At 60.6% G+C, this 19,943-nt stretch carries 16 protein-coding genes; 15 read left to right on the top strand and 1 reads right to left on the bottom strand.

What is annotated here, in order from left to right; genetic code table 11:
- Positions 1-87: 87 nt before the first annotated feature.
- The 7 genes from WNY80_RS15540 to WNY80_RS15510 are packed head-to-tail and all read left to right on the top strand — an operon-like array spanning position 88 to position 8,796.
- Positions 88-2,340 carry a 4Fe-4S binding protein gene (locus WNY80_RS15540; RefSeq protein WP_342888315.1) on the top strand — a complete coding sequence of 751 codons (2,253 nt, stop codon included), beginning with the start codon at positions 88-90 and terminating at the stop codon, positions 2,338-2,340.
- A 14-nt stretch (positions 2,341-2,354) separates the two neighbouring features.
- Positions 2,355-4,268: a TAT-dependent nitrous-oxide reductase gene (gene nosZ, locus WNY80_RS15535; protein WP_342888314.1), complete on the top strand. Its 1,914-nt coding sequence runs from the start codon at positions 2,355-2,357 to the stop codon at positions 4,266-4,268.
- A 20-nt stretch (positions 4,269-4,288) separates the two neighbouring features.
- Positions 4,289-5,557: a nitrous oxide reductase family maturation protein NosD gene (locus WNY80_RS15530; protein WP_342888313.1), complete on the top strand. Its 1,269-nt coding sequence runs from the start codon at positions 4,289-4,291 to the stop codon at positions 5,555-5,557.
- Positions 5,554-6,471 carry an ABC transporter ATP-binding protein gene (locus WNY80_RS15525; RefSeq protein ID WP_342888312.1) on the top strand — a complete coding sequence of 306 codons (918 nt, stop codon included), beginning with the start codon at positions 5,554-5,556 and terminating at the stop codon, positions 6,469-6,471. Before WNY80_RS15530 ends, WNY80_RS15525 begins: the two co-directional genes overlap by 4 nt.
- Positions 6,471-7,304, top strand: coding sequence for an ABC transporter permease subunit (locus tag WNY80_RS15520; RefSeq protein WP_342888311.1), 834 nt, complete (start codon positions 6,471-6,473; stop codon positions 7,302-7,304). Before WNY80_RS15525 ends, WNY80_RS15520 begins: the two co-directional genes overlap by 1 nt.
- The gene (locus WNY80_RS15515) at positions 7,301-7,852 is read left to right on the top strand and encodes a nitrous oxide reductase accessory protein NosL (RefSeq protein ID WP_342888310.1); all 552 of its coding nucleotides are present in this window, start codon (positions 7,301-7,303) and stop codon (positions 7,850-7,852) included. The genes WNY80_RS15520 and WNY80_RS15515 overlap by 4 nt, the downstream gene beginning before the upstream one ends.
- On the top strand, positions 7,849-8,796 hold the full coding sequence (locus WNY80_RS15510) for an FAD:protein FMN transferase (protein WP_342888309.1): 948 nt from the start codon (positions 7,849-7,851) through the stop codon (positions 8,794-8,796). Before WNY80_RS15515 ends, WNY80_RS15510 begins: the two co-directional genes overlap by 4 nt.
- 111 nt (positions 8,797-8,907) lie before the next feature.
- On the opposite strand, the gene WNY80_RS15505 is transcribed toward WNY80_RS15510, so the two are convergent.
- Positions 8,908-10,728 (bottom strand): alpha/beta fold hydrolase, encoded by a 1,821-nt coding sequence (locus WNY80_RS15505; protein WP_342888308.1) that lies wholly within the window; start codon positions 10,726-10,728, stop codon positions 8,908-8,910.
- 286 nt (positions 10,729-11,014) lie between these two features.
- Between WNY80_RS15505 and WNY80_RS15500 the strand changes: the two genes are divergently transcribed.
- The 8 genes from WNY80_RS15500 (at position 11,015) to WNY80_RS15465 (ending at position 19,883) form a co-directional block, all read left to right on the top strand.
- Positions 11,015-11,536, top strand: a complete 522-nt coding sequence (locus tag WNY80_RS15500) for a hypothetical protein (RefSeq protein ID WP_342888307.1) — start codon at positions 11,015-11,017, stop codon at positions 11,534-11,536.
- 83 nt (positions 11,537-11,619) lie between these two features.
- Positions 11,620-12,843, top strand: a complete 1,224-nt coding sequence (locus tag WNY80_RS15495) for an imelysin family protein (protein ID WP_342888454.1) — start codon at positions 11,620-11,622, stop codon at positions 12,841-12,843.
- A gap of 12 nt (positions 12,844-12,855) precedes the next feature.
- A complete protein-coding gene (locus WNY80_RS15490; RefSeq protein ID WP_342888306.1) occupies positions 12,856-13,161 on the top strand; it encodes a (2Fe-2S)-binding protein in 306 nt (101 codons plus the stop codon).
- Positions 13,162-13,224: 63 nt separating this feature from the next.
- Positions 13,225-13,707, top strand: coding sequence for a bacterioferritin (bfr, locus tag WNY80_RS15485; protein ID WP_342888305.1), 483 nt, complete (start codon positions 13,225-13,227; stop codon positions 13,705-13,707).
- 151 nt (positions 13,708-13,858) lie between these two features.
- On the top strand, positions 13,859-15,391 hold the full coding sequence (locus WNY80_RS15480) for a di-heme oxidoredictase family protein (RefSeq protein ID WP_342888304.1): 1,533 nt from the start codon (positions 13,859-13,861) through the stop codon (positions 15,389-15,391).
- Entirely contained in the window at positions 15,391-16,479 is a 1,089-nt protein-coding gene (locus tag WNY80_RS15475) for an imelysin family protein (RefSeq protein ID WP_342888303.1), read from the top strand. Before WNY80_RS15480 ends, WNY80_RS15475 begins: the two co-directional genes overlap by 1 nt.
- Positions 16,476-17,552: a DUF1513 domain-containing protein gene (locus WNY80_RS15470; protein WP_342888302.1), complete on the top strand. Its 1,077-nt coding sequence runs from the start codon at positions 16,476-16,478 to the stop codon at positions 17,550-17,552. Before WNY80_RS15475 ends, WNY80_RS15470 begins: the two co-directional genes overlap by 4 nt.
- Before the next feature lie 774 nt (positions 17,553-18,326).
- Entirely contained in the window at positions 18,327-19,883 is a 1,557-nt protein-coding gene (locus WNY80_RS15465; RefSeq protein WP_342888301.1) for a globin-coupled sensor protein, read from the top strand.
- Positions 19,884-19,943 lie beyond the last annotated feature (60 nt).

The raw sequence follows: 19,943 nt of genomic DNA, 5'->3' as shown, positions 1-19,943 counted from the left end.
AAATCGCCTAAAAAGGTTGTGCTAGATCAAAGAGCGTTTTGCTTCGCATCGATAGGTTTGACTTGAACAAATCGGGTGAAGCGAAGCATGACAACCAAGCCAGACAAGGGTCGCACCTGGGTAGCCACGGTGCTCGTGATGATTGCCAGCCTTCTGTTTGGCGTGATTGCGGCGCAAGCCGAGCCGCTGGTCATGAAGTTCCTGGACAAGGCCAGCGTCGGCGACATCGTGCCCGGTGCCACCGAATACGGTCAGTTGCGTTCGGACCTGCCGGTCGTTGAAGCGCTGAAAGACGGCAAGGTTGTTGGATATGTGTTCCTGACTTCGGATTTTGTCACCACCACCGGCTATTCCGGCAAGCCGATCCACACGCTGATGGGCGTCGACGACAATGCCAGGGTGACCGGGGTCCGGCTGGTCAAGCATTCCGAACCGATCGTGCTGGTCGGCATTCCCGAATCCAAGATCACCGCCGTGACCGAGAAATATGCTGGCCTCGATCTCATCGCCGAGGCCGCCGCCGGTGGCTCGGCGCATGATCTCGATATCGTCTCCGGCGCCACCGTCACCATCATCGTCATTGACGATTCCATTGTCAGAGCCGGCCTGAAAGTGGCGCGGTCGCTCGGCCTTGGCGGGCTTGAGCCTGAACTGGCAAGTTCCGGCCCAACGAAAATGCTTCTGATGCCGGACGATGCCGATGTTACGATCTCCGACTGGCAAACGCTGGCCGGTGACGGATCGATCCGCAGCCTGCGGCTTGATATCGGTCAGGTCAACGCTGCCTTTGAAGAGACCGGCGATCCCCGCGCCATCAAGCGTCCAGAAAAGGGCGCACCGGAAGATACCTTCATCGACATGCAGGTGGCGCTGGTCAGCGCTCCGGAAATCGGACGTTCCCTGCTTGGTGACGACGAATATGCAAATTTGCGCGAATGGCTCGACGAAGGCGACCAGGCCATTCTGGTGGTTGGTCGCGGCAAGTACTCCTTCAAGGGCTCGGGCTATGTCCGCGGCGGCATTTTCGACCGTATCCAGCTGATCCAGGGCGATACCGCTGTCCGGTTCCATGACAAGCAGCACCGGCGCATCGGCAAGTTGGCGGCAGAGGATGCGCCGTCATTCACCGAACTGGATATCTTCAAGATAAAGGCCGACAGCGGCTTTGATCCGGCCGAACCCTTCCGGCTGCAATTGCTGGTGCAGCGCTCTGTCGGCGCCATCGACAAGGCTTTCATCACCTTCGATCTCGGCTACCGCATTCCCGACCGCTATACCGAGAAGCTTGCGGTCGAAACCGCTGCCGCCAACAACCAGCAGATCCAGAGCGAAGTGGCGGTCTCCGACACCAGCGAACTCAGCCATCTGTGGAAGCGGATCTGGTTGCAAAAACGCGTCGAAGTCGTCGTGCTGATCGCCGCCCTGACCATTCTGACCGGTGTGTTCTTCTTCCAGATGCAGGTGACGAAATACGAGCGCTTCACCTACTGGTTCCGCGTCGGATTTCTGATCTTCACGCTGGTCGGTCTCGGCTGGTACGCCAATGCGCAATTGTCGGTGGTCAATGTGCTGGCGTTCTTCTCGGCGGTGATGGCCGGCTTCTCCTGGTCGGCCTTCCTGATGGACCCGCTGGTCTTCATCCTGTGGTTCTCGGTCGCCGCGTCGCTGCTGTTCTGGGGCCGGGGTGTGTATTGCGGCTGGCTCTGCCCGTTCGGCGCGTTGCAGGAGCTGACAAACAAGGTCGCGCGTCTCTTCAAGATTCCGCAATACGCGGTTCCCTGGGGGCTGCACGAGCGCCTGTGGCCGATCAAATACATGATCTTCCTCGGTCTGTTCGGCCTGTCGCTCTATTCGCTGGAAATGGCCGAGCGCTATGCGGAAATCGAGCCGTTCAAGACGGCGATCATTCTGAAATTCCAGCGCGGCTGGCCCTACATCCTGTTCGTGGTCGTGCTGCTCGGCGCAGGCCTGTTCATCGAGCGGTTTTACTGCCGCTACCTGTGCCCGCTGGGTGCAGCGTTGGCGATCCCGGCCCGGCTGAGGATGTTCGACTGGCTGAAGCGCTACAAGGAATGCGGTGATCCGTGCCAGCGTTGCGCCAAGGAGTGCATGGTCCAGGCGATCCATCCCGAAGGCAATATCAATCCCAACGAATGCCTCCAGTGCCTGCACTGCCAGGTGCTCTACCAGAGCGCCACCAAGTGCCCGGTGTGCATCAAGAAAGAAGCCAAACGGGCGAAATTTCGCAAGCAGAACCTTCTCGACCCAGTTGCCCCCGCGTCAACAGGCATAGGGCAGCCGCTTGTGGGAACCAATTCGACATCACAGCCAACAACCTAAAAAGGAGACAGCATATGTCAGCCGACGAAACAAAACGGAAAGGCCTGTCACGGCGCTCCCTGATGACCGCCACTGCAGGTGGCGCGTTCCTTGCCGGCTCCGGCATGGGCTCCGAACTGCTCAGCGGTGCGCTTGTCAGCAAGGCACATGCCGCGACACCGAAGCTGCACTTTGAGCCAGGTGAACTCGATCCCTATTACGGCTTCTGGTCTTCCGGCCAGACCGGCGAACTGCGCATTCTCGGCTTCCCGTCGATGCGTGAGCTGATGCGGGTTCCGGTTTTCAACCGTTGCTCGGCAACCGGCTGGGGCCTGACCAATGAAAGCCTGAAGGTTCTGACCGAAGGCCTGACCGAGGATACCAAGAAGTTTCTCGCGGCCAAGGGCATGAAGACCTATGACAACGGCGACCTTCACCATCCGCACATGTCGTTCACCGATGGCACCTATGACGGTCGTTACCTGTTCATGCAGGACAAGGCCAACACCCGCGTCGCCCGCGTCCGCTGCGACGTGATGAAATGCGACAAGATCATTGAAATCCCCAATGCCCAGGATATCCACGGCATGCGGCCGCAGAAATTCCCGCGTACCGGTTACGTCTTCGCCAATGGCGAGCACGAAGCCCCGCTGGTCAATGACGGCACGATTCTGGATGATCCGTCGCAGTACGTGAACATCTTCACCGCCATCGACGGCGACGAGATGAAGGTATCCTGGCAGGTCATCGTGTCGGGCAACCTCGACAACACCGACTGTGACTATCAGGGCAAGTATGCCTTCTCGACCAGCTACAACTCGGAAATGGGCATGAACCTGGCCGAAATGACCGAGAGTGAACTCGACCACGTGGTGGTGTTCAACATCAAGGCCATCGAGGAAGGCGTTGCTAATGGCGATGTGCAGATTCTCAACGGTATCCCGGTCATCGATGGCCGCAAGGGACAGAACAAGAAGTACACCCGTTACATCCCGATCCCGAACAGCCCGCATGGCGTCAACACCGCGCCTGATGGCAAGTACATCATGATCAACGGTAAACTGTCGCCGACGGTTTCGGTCATCGACGTGACAAAGGTCGATGCATTGTTCGAAGACGATGCCGATCCGCGATCCTGCATTGTTGCCGAACCTGAACTCGGACTTGGGCCGCTCCACACCGCGTTCGATGGCAAGGGCTTTGCCTATACGACGCTGTTCCTCGACAGCCAGATCGTCAAGTGGGACATCGACAAGGCCATCAAGGCTTTCGCCGGTGAAGACGTCGATCCGATCGTCTCCAAGGTCGATGTGCATTATCAGCCGGGCCACAACCACACCACGATGGGGGAAACCAAGGAGGCTGACGGCGAATGGCTGATCACGCTCAACAAGTTCTCCAAGGACCGGTTCCTCAATGTTGGTCCGCTGAAGCCGGAAAACGAGCAGATCATCGATATCTCGACCGATGAGATGAAGGTGGTCCACGACGGGCCGACATTCGCCGAACCGCATGATGTGTGCCTGGTGCGTGCCGACATCGTCAATCCGGTCAATGTCTGGTCCCGCGAAGACCCGATGTTCGTTGATGCTTACGCCCAGGCGAAGGCGGACGGCGTGGACCTCGACTATGATGACGTTGTCATCGTCGATGGCAACAAGGTGCGCGTCTACATGACGTCGGTTGCCCCGCAGTTCGGTCTTGAGAAATTCACGGTCAAGCAGGGTCAGGAAGTCACGGTGTTCGTGACCAACCTCGACGATGTTGACGACGTGACCCACGGCTTCAGCATTTCCAACTACGGGATTGCGATGGAAGTGGCGCCGCAGGCAACCGCGTCGGTCACGTTTGTCGCGAACCGTCCGGGCGTTCACTGGTTCTACTGCCAGTGGTTCTGCCATGCACTGCACATGGAAATGCGCGGCCGCATGCTCGTCGAGCCTGCGTAACCCATAGGACCCATACGACCATGAACCTGACCGCCCGCACATTTGCAGTGCTACTCGGAACCTCCCTCTTCGCGGGGTTGGCGCATACCGCCGATCTCCGCGTCGAGCCGGGTCCGGATGCACTGGTGCGGGCGGTCGAACTGGCTCAGCCGGGCGACAGGCTTCTGTTGTCCGGCGGAACCTATCAAGGCGGTGTCACACTGACGAAACCGCTCGAGATTGACGGTCAGGGCGATGCGCATGTGGTTGGCACCGGCACAGGCTCGGTGATTACCATCGACGCGCCCGACGTGATCATCGAAGGTCTGAAGCTGACCGGCTCCGGCACGTCGCATCAGACCATCGACAGCGGTGTGCAGATGACGAAAAAAGCCATCCGCGCCATCGTCCGCAACAATCACATCGAAGACAATCTTTACGGCGTCGACATTCATGGCGCGCGTGACGCCCTTGTCGAAGGCAACACCATCATCGGCGGCAACGACCGGCTGATGAGCCGGCGCGGCAATGGCGTCTATGTCTGGAACGCGCCCGGCGCCACGGTCACCGGCAACACCATCCGCCAGGGCCGGGACGGCATTTTCGTCAACACCAGCCGCAAGAACACCTTCACCAACAACCGTTTCGAGGGGCTGCGCTTTGCCATTCACTACATGAATGCCGATGACAGCGAAGTGTCCGGAAACATCTCGATCGGCAACCATCTCGGTTACGCGATCATGTTTTCAAAGCGGGTGACCATGCGCGACAACATCTCGCTCGATGACCGCGACCACGGCATCATGCTCAATTACGCCAACAATGCCCGCATCGAGGGCAACGCGGTGGTCGGCGGCGGCGAGAAATGCCTGTTCGTCTACAATGCCAACAAGAACATCATCAAGGACAACCGGATTGAGGGCTGCGAAATAGGCATCCATTTCACCGGTGGTTCGGCGCGCAACGAGATTTCCGGCAACGCCTTTGTCGGCAACCGCACCCAGATCAAGTTTGTCAGCACCAAGGATCACACCTGGTCGGGCAATTACTGGAGCGACCACGCCGCCTACGACGTCAACGGTGACGGCATCGCGGACCAGCCCTTCCGCCCCAATGACGCGATGGATCAGGTGCTGTGGACCCAGCCATCGGCGAAACTGCTGCTTGGCAGCCCCGCGGTGCAGCTTGTACGCTGGGCACAAAGCGAATTCCCGGCACTGCTGCCCGGCGGCATTGTCGACGACCGGCCCTTGATGAAACCGCATGAGTTGCCCGAAACCGCGCGCAACTGGAAAGCATCGCTGCAATGACCGAGATCGTCAAAGCCTCAAATGTCAGCATGAAATTCAAGGGTGTCGACGCGTTGAGCAATGTTTCGCTCGACGTTGCGCCGGGTGAACAGGTGGCGTTGCTCGGCCATAATGGCGCCGGCAAGACCACGCTGTTCCGCCTGATCCTCGGCTTCATCAAGCCCACTGCGGGCTCGATTTCGATTGCCGGTTTCACACCGGGCAGCGACGCGGCACGGCGCACGGTGTCTTATCTCCCCGAGCAGGTCGCATTCCCGAAAATGCTGACCGGCCGCGAGGTCGTCCGTTTCTACGCCAAGCTCAAGGGCGCGGCGCTGGAAGACGTGCAATCCGTGCTCGAGAAAGTCGAGCTCGTCGAAGCCGCGGACCGCCGGGTCGATACCTATTCGAAGGGAATGCGGCAACGCCTTGGCCTGGCCCAGGCGCTGGTCGGCAAACCCGACCTGCTGCTGCTCGACGAACCGACTTCCGGCCTCGACCCGCTTTCGCGCCAGCATTTCTATGAGCTGATCGCTGATGTCGCCCGTCAGGGCGGCTCGGTGCTTCTCTCCTCGCATGGCCTGAGTGAACTCGAAGCCAAGACCGACCGTGTGGCAATCCTGCGCAAGGGCCAGCTGGTCGCCAACGGGCCGCTGGCCGATCTTCAGCACGAAGCCAATCTGCCGATCAGAATCCGCGTCAAAGCCGCCGCCAATGCTGTCGACAAGGTTCACGCGGAAATCGGCGGCGGTCGCATCAATGGCGCATCGATGGAGCTGTTCTGCGACCGGGGCGACAAGATGCGCATACTGTCAAGGATCAGCGCACTCGGCACCCAGGTGGAAGACGTCGATGTCGCCGCCCCGACGCTGGACGAGGTCTACCGCTATTTCTCCAGGATAGGGGCTGAAGAAGCTCCGCAGAGGGCACTGTGATGCATGGCGTGCTGACCATAGCCGCGACGGAAATCCGTATCGGTCTTCGCAACCGGTGGATCATCCTGTCCACATTCATCCTGTTGGCCTTCGCGCTTATCCTCGTGCTTCTGGGCAGCGCGCCGGGCGGCGAGGTCAGGACCGATGCGGTCACCGTCGTGGTAGCCAGCCTGTCGACGCTCTCGGTCTATCTGGTGCCGCTGATCGCGCTCTTGTTGTCATTTGACGCCATCGCCGGTGAAATCGACCGTGGCACGCTGCAGCTGGTGCTTGCCAGCCCGGTCTCGCGCGGCACTGTTCTGGTCGGCAAGTTTTTGGGCCACGTTGCGGTTCTGGGCATTGCGGTCAGTTTTGGATATGGCGTCGCCGGGCTGGTGGCCTATTTCGCCAATGGCGGCGGTGATGTCAGCGCGCTTGTTGGCGTCGGCCGCCTGATTGCAAGCTCGATGATCCTCGGCGCCACCTTCATCGCCATCGGCTATATCGCCAGCGCCAGCGTGCGTCAGACCGGCACCGCGGCGGCGCTCGCCATCGCGATCTGGCTGTTTGCCGTGGTGCTCTATGATCTGGCGCTGCTGGGCGGGTTGCTCGCCAGCCAGGACGGCTTTTTCGCCCGCGAAGTGTTCCCCTGGCTGCTGGTCTTCAACCCTGCAGATGCGTTCCGACTTTACAACATGAGCGCCATTGATGCCGCCGCCGTGGGCAGCAACTTTGGCGGCAATGTCGGCTCGTCGTTGCCCTTGTCCGGCATGGCGACCATGCTCAGCCCGGTCGCCTGGACCGTCATCGCGCTGGGGTTTGCAACCTTCATTCTCAAGAGAGTCCGGCCATGAAGACGCTCATCAGGGTGGCAGCCATTGCCGTCACTGCGATCATCGTTTCGGCCTGCAGCGAGCAGGAAGCCAAAGTCGAAGTGCCACAGCCGGTGGCGCTGAGCGAAGAGGCTGTCGGCCACTATTGCAACATGACCATTCTGGAACACACCGGCCCGAAGGCGCAGATCTTCCTTGCCAACAATCCGCATCCGGTCTGGTTCAGCCAGGTCCGCGACGGCGTCGCCTTCCTCCGCTCGCCGGAGGAGCATTATGAAACCGTCGCGGTCTACGTCAACGACATGGGCAAGGCAAGCGAGTGGGACTTCCCCGGGGATGACACCTGGATTGACGCGCAGCAGGCCTGGTTCGTCATCGGGTCGCGCAAGACCGGTGGCATGGGAACACCGGAAGTCATCCCGTTCGGCGAGCAGCAAACAGCCTCCGCCTTTGCCGCCGAAAATGGTGGCGCGGTGGTGCGTCTCACGGAGATCCCCGACGCCTATGTCCTTGGCCCCGTCGGTCTCGATTTGGAAACAACCAATCCGGTTACAGGAGCGATCCAATGAACCTCAATCGCCGCCGCTTCATCACCATTACGGCAGGCTGCGTGCTCGGTGCACGCCATGCGATTGCATCCGATACGATGGGAGCACGCTGGCAGGGGATCGCGCTTGGCGCCCATGCCGATCTGCGACTGGTTGGCCTGCCGTCGCAGGAGGCCGAAACCCTGCTGGCGGCCGCACGCGCTGAAATTGAACGCCTGGAACTCCAGTTCAGTCTCTATCGCAGTGACAGCGCGCTGGCCCGGCTCAATGCAACAGGCATTCTCGAGCAACCCGGGCCGGACATGCTCGAGCTCTGCTCGCTGGTATCCACCATTCATCAGGCAAGCTCCGGCTTGTTCGATCCAAGCATCCAGCCACTCTGGATGGCGTATGCAAATGCGCAAGGCGCCCCGGATCCGAAAGCGCTGGAGATAGCCCGCGCGGCAACCGGGTGGAGCAGGGTGGAGGTCTCGATGGACCGTATCCGGCTGGCACCGGGCGCCGCTCTGACCTTCAACGGCATCGCGCAGGGCTTCATCACGGACAGGGTGACAAGTCTGCTCAAGGCACGCGGTCTCCGGACCGGGCTGGTGTCCGTCGGCGAAATCGCCGCTGTCGGTTCATCTCCGAGCGGCAAGGGGTGGGCGATCGGGCTCGCCGATCACGAGGACGGTCTGGCCGACGCCAAGATCTATCTTGAGGACAAGGCTGTTGCGACCTCAAGCCCGAGCGGAACAGTGTTCGGCACCGGACCGGAGGGACACATTCTCAATCCGGCAACCGGTCTGACCGCGGCGGAAAACTGGCGCCGGGTCAGTGTCATCCATCGCTCTGCCGCAATCGCCGATGGCCTGTCCACCGCAGGCATTCTGCAAAGCGCGGCGCAACTCCGCGCCATGGCCGTCCGGTTTCCCGAAGCGGAAGTCCGCGCGGTTGACCGGAATGGAAACACGCTGGCTGTCTGACCGGCATCCGGGACCTGATGGCAATTGCGCAAGGCATGGCGCTGCCCCCGTAGTGTGGATCAGCCCCGGATCACGCCCAACAGTCCAAGCACCTGGTTGCCGCCCGACGGCCTAGGTCTGGTGGATGTAGCTTCCCGGTGCAGGTTCCAGCGGTGGATAGCCCTTGTCCGGTGCGCCGATCGGCGGCGGCGCCGTCTTGCCGCTGCTGTTTGCGTTGAGCCAGTTGATCCACTCCGGCCACCAGGAACCATCCTTGGGCTCTGTTTGCGCAAACCAGCTGTCAGGATCGACATAGAGCGCGCCTTCGGGCCTGTGTCCGACACGGTAGTGCCGGCGCGGATGTCCCGGTTCAGACAGGATGCCGCCATTGTGGCCCGATTTGGTCAGCAGGAAGGTCAGGTCGGCATCGGTGAACAACCGGGTCTTGTAGACCGATTTCCACGGCGCGATGTGGTCCGTTTCGGTTCCGATCACGAACATCGGGGCAGCGATATCCTTGAGCGCGATCACGCGCCCCTCGACCGCGAAACGACCGGCCGATAGCCGGTTTTCCAGGAACAGCCCCCTGAGATATTCCGAATGCATTCGCGCAGGCATCCGTGTCGTGTCCGCGTTCCAGACGCCGATATCGGTCGGCAGGTCTTCCTTGCCGAGAAAATAGCGCTGCACGGCGCGGGTGTAGATCAGGTCTTCGGCCCGGATCGAGGCAAAGGCGCGGGCCATCTGCGGGCGGTCCAGATAGCCCTGGGCCCACATCATGTCCTCCAGGAACGCCACCTGGCTTTCGTCGAGGAAGAGCAGCAACTCGCCGGCTTCGGTGAAATCCACCTGTGCCGCCATCAGGGTGATGCTGGCCAGCCGGTCATCGCCGTCGCGGGCCATGGTCGCAGCCGCAATCGCCAGCATGGTGCCGCCCAGGCAATAGCCGTTGGCATGGATTTTCTGGCCCGGAACGATGGCGCTGATTGCATCGAGTGCCGCCATGACGCCGCGCTTGCGGTAGTCTTCGAGTGACAGGTCGCGCTGCTCGGCGGTCGGGTTGCACCACGAAATGGCGAATACGGTGAAGCCCTGTCCGACCAGGTAATTGATCAGCGAATTGTGCGGCGAGAGATCAAGGATGTAATATTTCATGATCCATGCCGGCACGATCAGCACCGGCTCGGCCTGCACTTCGCCGGTCTGCGGCGTGTATTGCAGCAGTTCGAAAATGTCGTTGCGGTAAACCACCTCACCCGGCGTGCAGGCGAGGTCCTTGCCCAACTGATAGCCTTCGGGTGGCGGAGTGTGTGTCTGGCTGAGCGTATGCAGCCAGTCGTCAGCGGCATGCACCGCGCCTTCGGCCAGGTTGCGGCCGCCGGTTCTTGCCGTTTCGGCCAGGATTTCAGGGTTCAGCCACGGAAAATTCGACGGCGAGACCGTGTCGAGCATCTGGCGCACCAGGAACCGTGTCCGGTCGGAATCCTGTTTGCGCAAACCGCGCACATCCTCGGTCGCGCGGTCCCACCAGTCCTGCGTTGCAAGAAAGCTCTGCTGCCACAGGCCGAACGGCGGCGATTTCCAGCCGGCATCGGTGAACCGGTGGTCATGGGCCTTGGGAGAAAAGGGCGGATTGCTGTCGGATCCGGTCGCGGACTTCGCTGCGAAATGCGCCAGTTTCAGAGCGTTGTCCCTGGCATGTTCGGCCAGTTCCAGTTGCCGCCCTGGCGCCCGGGACAGGTGCAACGCCCAGTCTGTCCAGGTCTCGACAAGGGCGAATGGAGATACGCCACCCGTCATCCGCGCGAGAGCGCCACGCATGGCCTGATCGATCCCAGCATAGGGGTGCTGTGAGGGATTGTTTGTAGCCGGCGGCGGCTGCACCACGGAAACCGGCACCTTCACCGGGTTGGCTGGCTTTCTCGATGATTTTGCTTGGCTGTTTTTGCGCATGAGATCAGATCATCCTCTCCCGTCAAACCTAGCATCATGCCGGGCAGGCGCCTTGACCGATGTCAATCGCGCTCTCCTGCCAATCCTGAAGATGTGAGCCTGCCAGGCCTGTTTCAAGCGCGTTTGTGCTGCCGGCTACCACCAGCCATTTCCGGCGCCTCAACCTGAGCCGGGCCGGATGCAGGTAACAGTTTGGATTCATTCTAAACTATACGGTTTGACTCCACTTTCGGAATACATTACCCAAAATCTCATGTTTAAAACACAGGTCGGCGAAATGGCGCGAATGAAACACGATGATTGCGAAGACTGCCCCGCTGCAGCCTATCTCCGTCAGCAGCCGGAAAACCTGGTGGTCAACGGATATCGCAACTGGGTTGCCGGTCTTGCGCATTCGGATTCGCGCTATTGGGACGCCGCATGGTCGGCCCATGCCAAGGCGCTGGGTACGGTCGACGGCCAGATAGCGCTTGATGCGATGGCAGCGCTGATTCGCCAGCTCGGCACCTGCGCAACCTGCCCGTTGCGCTTCTACAAGCCGGGCGCTGGCCATTTGTGCCGCGACGAGTGTCTTGTCCTGGGCATGGTGTCGGGCGCGCAGCATGGCGACGAGGATCTTCTGGTCCAGTCAGCCAGGCTGCTGACCTGTTCGGATGCATGTATCGAGGTCATCGAGCGTGCGAGTGCCTATGCGGGAATCCTGCTCGGCCACAGCCAGAGGTTGGCGCCGATTCCGTTGAGCGCGATTGCCGACATCGACATGAGATCATCCCTCGGCGGAGCCGGGGCGAGCGGATCTCTTCACTGAAAGAATATGGAATGCCGGGAGTAACGCAGATCATGAAAAGCTACACACATCTATTCTTGCTTGGCCTCGCAGCCTCCACCGCCATGACCGGCGTCGCCGTTGCCGATGTCACGCCCGAAGCGGTGATTGCGCATTATGTGGATGTGGCTGAAGCGAAATACGGCGATGCGCTGGCAACCGCCAAGGCGCTCGATGCCGCGATCGAGGCGTTTCTCGCAAACCCGACGGACGAGACTTTGCAGGCCGCAAGGTCAGCCTGGCTTGCGGCCCGTGTGCCCTATCAGCAGACCGAGGTCTATCGTTTCGGCAACGCGATCGTCGATGACTGGGAAGGGCGGGTCAATGCCTGGCCGCTGGACGAGGGCCTGATTGACTATGTCGATGCGAGCTATGGGGCCGAGAGCGACGAGAACTCGCTTTTTACCGCAAATGTCATCGCCAATCCGTCGATTGAGATCAACGGCAAGACCATCGATGCCACGAAGATTACTCCGGCGCTGATTTCCGAGACGCTGCAGGAAGCAGGCGGCATCGAAGCCAATGTTGCCTCCGGTTACCATGCGATCGAGTTCTTGCTCTGGGGACAGGATCTCAATGGCAACGGACCCGGTGCCGGTGACCGGCCAGCCACCGATTACAGTCTCGAGAATTGCACCAACGGCAATTGCGATCGCCGCCGCGACTATCTCGGCGCTGCAAGCGACCTGCTGGTAGCGGATCTCGAAGAGATGGCGGCCAACTGGAAGACAGGCGGCGCGGCGCGCTTGGCTCTCGAGAAAACGGGCGTCGCCGGCGGTTTGTCGACCATTCTCACCGGCATGGGATCGTTGTCTTATGGTGAACTGGCCGGCGAGCGCATGAAGCTGGGCCTGCTGCTCGGCGATCCGGAGGAGGAGCATGATTGCTTCTCCGACAACACCCACAATTCGCACCGCTACGATGCTGTCGGTATCCGCACGGCATATACCGGGGTTTACACAAGGCCGAATGGATCCGAAATGACCGGACCGTCACTCGCCGATCTTCTGGCTGCAAAAGACCCTGCCATCGCGCAGGAACTTTCCGACGATCTTGATGCAACCATCGCGGCCATGGAAGCGATGGTCGAGCGCGCCGAGACGGTCGAGGCCTATGACCAGATGATTGCCGTCGGCAATGACGAGGGCAATGCGACGGTGCAGGCGGCGATTGACGGCCTGATCACGCAGACCCGGTCGATCGAGCGCGCCATCGCGGCACTCGAGCTTGGCACGATCGAGTTGGAAGGGTCTGACAGCCTCGACAGCCCTGACGCCATTTTTCAGTGAGAGCCATGCGCCATGATCGTTTGCAGCTGCAATATCGTTTCCCGGAAAGACATCGAGCAGGTCGTCATCGATTTTCTCAATGAGGACCAATGGCAATTGATCACTCCGGGAAAGGTGTTCCAGGCCGTGAGCGCCCGTGGCAAATGCTGCGGTTGTTTTCCCGGGGTGATTGATATTATCGTGGAGACAACCGAGCGCTACCATGAGTTGATGCAGAGTCCGGCGCCGAAGGTCGTCGATCTGCTGAACCGCATTGCGGATCAGCGGGTTCGCATCGAAAATGCCAAAAAAAGAGCCCGGTTGAAAGTTGCAGTCTGACCCCATCAGTGGTCTAATGGTGTGACGTGTTGAGCGCGTGATTTACGGAAAAGTTGGCGGGTCATGAAAAAGAGCAAGAAAGTCGTCGAATGCCTCAATGAGGCGCTGTTTCTCGAGCTCGGAGCGGTCAATCAGTACTGGTTGCACTACCGGCTGCTTGAGGATTGGGGCTACGCGAAGCTGGCTGCCAAGGAGCGTGCGGAGAGCATTGAGGAAATGCAGCACGCCGACAAGATTATCGAGCGCATCATCTTTCTCAGCGGCTTTCCCAATCTCCAGACCGTGGCCCCCCTCAGGATCGGCCAGAACATCAAGGAAGTGCTCGAGTGTGACCTGGCTGGCGAACAGGATGCCTGGAAAGCCTACACCAAGTCGCGGGATATCTGCGAGCAGGAGGGCGACTATGTCAGCAAGAACCTGTTCGAGTCCCTGATTGCCGACGAAGAAGGGCACATTGATTTTCTTGAAACCCAGCTCGAACTTCTTTCCCGTCTGGGCGAACAGAAATACGGTCAGCTGAACGCATCACCTGCTGACGAAGCGTAACTTTCATCAATGCATGGGCCATTTGCTGGCCAATGCCGGTTTCGAACATGATCGCGGAACACGAGTTTAAGTGTCGGCTAATCCAAATTTTGTGCGGCACTGTATGACCGATACCTTTTCATTACGTACCTCCGGTTCAAAAGGGGTGCGCATGTCCCGTTTTATCCTTCAAGGCTGCGTCGCAGCCGGAGTCGCGCTGGCTTTGCTGGCGCCGGTATCTGCAGGCGATCTGTCGGCGCTGCCGCACACCCGTGATGACCTGAGCGCAAGAGATCGCGCACGCGTCGAACGGATAGTCCGTCCGGCGACTTCATTTGCGGCGGCGGAGAAATTCGAGCGCATGCAGGGCGGAGCCGGCACGTCCACCAAGCTGGTCAATCGTGATGCGTTGTCGCACTTCAACGCCAATCTGACATTTAAGCAGGAGGAGACCTTCAAGCTCGGAAACGCCCTGTTCCGCAAGCTCTGGGTATCCTCGCCTTCCTCGACGCTGGCGTCCGACGGGCTTGGCCCGCTCTTCAATGCCCGGGCCTGCCAGAGCTGCCACATCAAGGATGGCCGCGGTCATCCGCCCGAAGGTGCGGCGGATGCGACGTCGATGTTCCTGCGGCTTGCCCGGCCGGCCAGAACCGATGCAGAGCGCCAGGCGCTCGAGGATTATCTCGTCGCCTCCCTGCCTGATCCGGTCTATGGCGGCCAGCTCCAGGATCTGGCGGTGCCGGGGCTCAAGGCCGAGGGCCGGATGGTGATCGAGTACCAGGAGCAACCGGTCGAGCTCGCCGACGGTTCGGTCGTCTCCCTGCGCAAGCCAGGTTACAGCGTTGCGGATCTGGGCTACGGCCCGCTCGATCCGTCAACCACCCTGTCGCCGCGGATGACGCCGCCGATGACCGGTATGGGGCTGATCGAAGCCATTCACCCGGCCGATATTCTTGCCAACGCCGACCCCGACGACAAGGACGGCGACGGCGTGTCCGGGCGCGTTGCGATGGCCCGCGATCCCGCAACCGGCAAGCTCGCCATCGGGCGTTTTGGCTGGAAGGCCCAGAACGCAACCGTGCGCCAGCAGACGTCTGGCGCGTTTTCCGGAGACATCGGTATTTCCACGCCCGATGCTCCGGCAGCCCATGGCGATTGCACGGCAAGCCAGGCCGAATGCCTGGTGCTGCCCACCGGTGTCCAGGCTGATCTCGGGGATACCGAGGCCCCCGATCCGGTGCTGGAGCTGGTCACGTTCTATTCGCAGAATCTCGCGGTTCCGGCTCGGCGACTGGTTGACGATGCCGCTGTATTGGCAGGCAAGCAGACGTTTTACGATCTCGGTTGCACCGCCTGCCATGTTCCGAAATACGTGACATCGCGCAAGGCGGCGACCAAAGAGCACCGGTTCCAGTTGATCTGGCCCTATTCCGATTTCCTGCTGCACGATATGGGCGAAGGTCTGGCGGACGGACAGCAGGTCGGTTCTGCCAGTGGGCAGGAATGGCGGACCCCGCCGCTCTGGGGCATCGGTCTGACCAAAATCGTCAACGGCCACACGTTCTTTCTCCACGACGGGCGCGCGCGCAATCTGACCGAAGCGATCTTGTGGCATGGCGGCGAGGCCGAAAACGCCCGTGACGGGTTCTCCGGGCTGGAAAAATCGGACCGGGACAATCTTCTGAAATTTCTGGAAAGCCTGTGATGAACCGTCTGCTGATCTGTCTCGTGGCGCTGATGATCGGCGCCGGCATCGCCCGGGCTGATCAGGACGATGCGCGTCCACCAATCGGGCCGGTGCTGGAGCGCATGCTGGTCGATTACATCCGCCCCGGTTATGCTCAGGTCAATACTGCGGCAAGCGGCCTGCAAGCCTCCGTCGCAGCACTTTGCGCCAGCCCGTCGGGCGAGAAGCTGGCAACCGCGCGATCCGCCTTTCGCACGGTGGTGGAAAGCTGGTCGCGGATGGAATGGCTGCGGCTCGGCCCGGTCATGTCCGAAAACAGGCTCGAGCGCATCCTGTTTTTCCCGGACCGCAAGGGCACCGGCAGGAAGCAGGTTCAGGCGGCCATCGCCTCAAGCATGGAGGCCGTCACCGGGGTCGACACGCTCGCAGGCCAGAGTGTTGCCATGCAGGGGCTGGGCGCGCTCGAGTTCATCCTCTTTGGCAGCGGCAGCGATGCGCTTGCGCAGTCTCAGGCAAGTCACCGCTGTGCCTTTGCGCTGGCCGCGGCAACCAATCTTGTCAATCTGTCGGACGAGATCATCGCCGGATGGGGCGACGAAACCGGTCTCGTGCAGGCGTTTCTCAAACCCGCAGCCGGAAATCCGCTTTTCAGGACCGATCGGGAGGCATTGAACCTGCTGTTGGGTCAAATGATCCACGGACTAGAAGCCATTCGCGACACTCGCGTGAACGCCTTTCTCGACAAGGAGAATCCTGACCACGACCGGCCGAAATCAGCCCTCTTCTGGCGCTCCGGCATGACAGTGCCGTCGATCCGCGCCGACCTGGAAGGCCTCCAGGCGCTTTTCAACGAAAGCGGCATCGAAGTCGTCTCGAAAGACAGCGCTCCCCGGCTTGCCGACACCATCCGCTTTGAGTTCCGTCAGGCCATCCGCACCGCCGAGAGCCTCGAGGCGCCGGTGGGTGATCTTCTGGCCGACCGGGAAACGCGGGAAAAACTGCTCTATCTGGATTATGCCATCAAGATCATTGTCGGCCGCCTCGATCAGGAGTTTGCCCAGGCGGGCGGCCTTGCGGTCGGTTTTTCGTTCGGGGATGGCGATTGAAACCTGTCGTTCTTGAAAGACGCAAGTTTCTGGCCGGAGCCGGCCTCGCCTGGCTGGCCAGTCTCGCACCTGCCGGCGCCGAAAAGCTGCTCGCTTCCGATGTGCTCTTTGCTGCTGCCTACAGGGATCCGCAGGGCGCCTATGGCGTTGCCATCCTGGATGAAAAGGCGGCAGTCGTTTCATCCCATCCGCTGCCCGGCCGGGGGCATGGCTTTGCTGCAAACCCTCGGGTCGAATGGCTTGTCGCCTTTGCCCGCCGCCCCGGCAACTTTGCGGTAGCCCTTCATCGCGGCATGGCTGCCGAGCCCTTGCTGTTTCACACGCCTGCTGACCGGCACTTCTATGGCCATGGCGTCTTCTCCGCTGACGGACGTCTGCTTTATGCGGCCGAGAATGCCTTTGAAACAGGCGACGGCGTCATCGGCGTCTATGATGTCACAGATGGCTTCAAGCGGATCTCGGAATTCGCCACCCACGGCGTCGGCCCGCATGAAATCGTGCTGATGCCGGACGGCAAGACACTGTGCGTCGCCAATGGCGGCATCCGCACTCATCCCGACCAGGGGCGGCAGAAACTCAATCTACCCACCATGGCGCCGTCCGTGGCCTTTATCGATACCGCAAGCGGAACCTTGCTTTCGTCCCATGCCCTGCCTGCCAGGCTGCACCGGCTGTCCTTGCGTCACATGGCGGTGGATGCCAATCGCCAGGTCTGGATCGGCGGTCAGTATGAAGGCGATGTCTTCGACGATGTGCCGGTTCTTGCCAGACTTCATGAAGATCTGGGGCTGGTGTCGGTCCAGCTCGAAGATCGGGTCGCAACGGCCCTCGGCAAATATGCAGGCTCCGTTGCGATCGGCAATGATGGCGTGACCCTTGCCGTCACATCACCCAAGAGCGGCGTGGTGATCACCCTCGACACCCGCACCGGCAAGGCTCTGGATATCGACATGAAACCGGGCACATGCGGTGTCCAGGCCCGGAAGGGTGGCTTTGTCAGCTCCAGCGAAACCGGTCGGTTTGGAGCTTCGAGCCATGATTGCGCCTGGGACAATCACATCGCACGGGTTTGATCGTGGACTTCGATTGCGGGCCTGGATGGCAGCAAACAAGCCGGGATCATCCAGAATGGGACATGGCAACCGCTCGCAAAACAACCACGGACTGCGAGATCTTGCAGTCCGTGGTTAAAACCTTAGCTCTCGTGCATGTATGACCGGGCGATGCGGAAAGCAGTAAAGAGACTGTGTCCGCAAGAGCTTTTTACAGCTCAGAAAATCCGCTTGAAGCGGCGGCGCGGTTCTCTCGAGTGAAGAAGAAGTGAAAAACTTGCGAGAGTGGTGATCGCGATTACGATCGCGCCAATTCCAAGAACAATCATTGCTCGGTCCCAACTGACATCATTGTCATATTCGGAGTAGAAACTACGGGGCGCAACTTGTCCCAAGCTTGTGCTGCAACAATTCACATGAGTTGAGACTGGCCGGAGCTTGGCATGGAAGGCCCGCAATTGCCCGCGAAATATGATTAACACTGATAACCGGCGTTAACCTTCGGGCAAGGATTAATACGTAAAAAACAATCTAATCTTCGGATTGTGGATATGCGCGACCTGTTCGCCTCCCACAAAGGCATGAAGCCGCTCCAAGGTTCCGGCAAGATCCGGATTTCCAGAATTTCATGGGCCAAGAGGCGCACGGTATGAAAACACCGGCTGTGTCCTGTCAGCAAGCGCGACAGGGACATCAAGTGTTTTGACGCCACACCGCAGTCAGACTGGTCCAGTCGAAGTCTTCGGCTCATGGCCGACTGTTGGGGTTAAACGCGTGGGGCAGGTTCAAGCAAGGGTGAGGGATGCAGCAGCCGCTGACGGCCTGCGCGCACGGCTTGAGCTGACCCGGCTTGATCAGGACAGCGGCGACCGCCTGCGCGGCATGCGGCCGATGATCGAGGCCGAAGCCCGCATTGCACTCTCGGCCTTTTTCGAACGCCTCCAGAACACTCCCGAAATCGCCTCGCTGTTTACATCCGGTCGCCAGATCGACCGGCTTGAAGAGCTGGAAGTGGCCCATTGGTCGATTCTGGCCGATGGCCGTTTTGATGGTCTTTATGCGGACCGGTCGGTCATTCTCGGTGAGGTTCGCCAGCGCATAGGCCTCGACGCAGGCTGGTCCATCGGTGGACATGCGCTGGTTCTCGAACGGGTTATCCGCCGGCTTGTCGACGAAAGCCGCACCGGCCTGTTCAGGAGTTTTTCACGCCAGTCCGATCGCAACCTGCTGGCTGACCGCCTTGTCGATGTCGTCAAGGCCGCTCTCATCGACATCGACGTGCAGGTCACCCACAGGCTTGGCGAGCAGGCCAGAACTTTGACCCGGCAGCGCGAAGACGAAATCGCCGGGGAACGCGCGCTGGTTGAATCCACCTTGGGTGCGGCACTTGCCCAATTGGCTGATGGCGACCTTTCCGTGCGGATCGAGCCGGAAAACATCGAGCCGCACCGGCAGGCTGCCGACAATTTCAATCGTGCGGTCAGCCGCCTTGAAGACCTTGTGACCGGCGCCGCTGCCAGCCTGGCCGAGGCCGAACAGCTCGCAGTGCGGCTGAGCGACGATATCGAGGCTGTTCGCGTCGAGATCGAGCGCCAGGGCGCATCAGTTGACGAAGAGCACAGCGGTCTTGCCGCCATTGCCGACCGCATGCGCGTGACGGCCGAGGCCGCACTGAAGGCCGAAAACCTGATTGCCGAAGCCCGCAAGAGCGCCGAGGCCGGTGACCGGGTTGTTGCCGACGCCATCGATGCCATGGCCGGCGTCGAGAATTCAGCCGAACAGATCGGCAAGATCATCTCGGTTATCGAGGAAATCGCATTCCAGACCAATCTGCTGGCGCTCAATGCGGGGATCGAGGCTGCCCGCGCAGGTGATGCCGGTCGCGGCTTCGCAGTTGTCGCGACCGAAGTCCGCGGCCTTGCACAGAGGTCGGCTGGCGCCGCCAACGAAATCAAGGATCTGGTTTCCGACGCCAAGTCCCATGTCGGGCGTGGCGTCGAACTGGTCGATCAGACCCGGTCAGCCATTTCGGGACTTGTCGAGCAGGTGGGCAACATATCGCAATCCGTTTCAGGCGTCGGCACCCAGACGCAGACCGAAGCCGACCAGATCGGCGGTTCGGCTATCTCCCTGGGAAAGATTTCCGGCCAGATCAATTCCGGTGCGGCACAGTTTGCAGGCGCGGCTGAAGCCGGCGCCGATCTTCGGCTCGTTATTTCCGAACTTGGCGAACAGATCCGCCTGCACCGTGAGCAGCGCCACGCAGGGTTTCAGACTGTCGAGCTGTCGGCTCAGCCGGCATCTGCGCAGGCCGGACAGGAACAGCCGCCGCAGCGGAGGCTCGCACGATGAGCCTGAACCAGAAACAGATAGCGCCACACTGCGTTTGCCCATTCAAAAGCGAGGATAGTC

It is taken from the genome of Hoeflea sp. AS16, from assembly GCF_038900095.1.
GTDB lineage: Bacteria > Pseudomonadota > Alphaproteobacteria > Rhizobiales > Rhizobiaceae > Hoeflea.
This window is presented reverse-complemented; position numbering and strand designations above follow the sequence as displayed.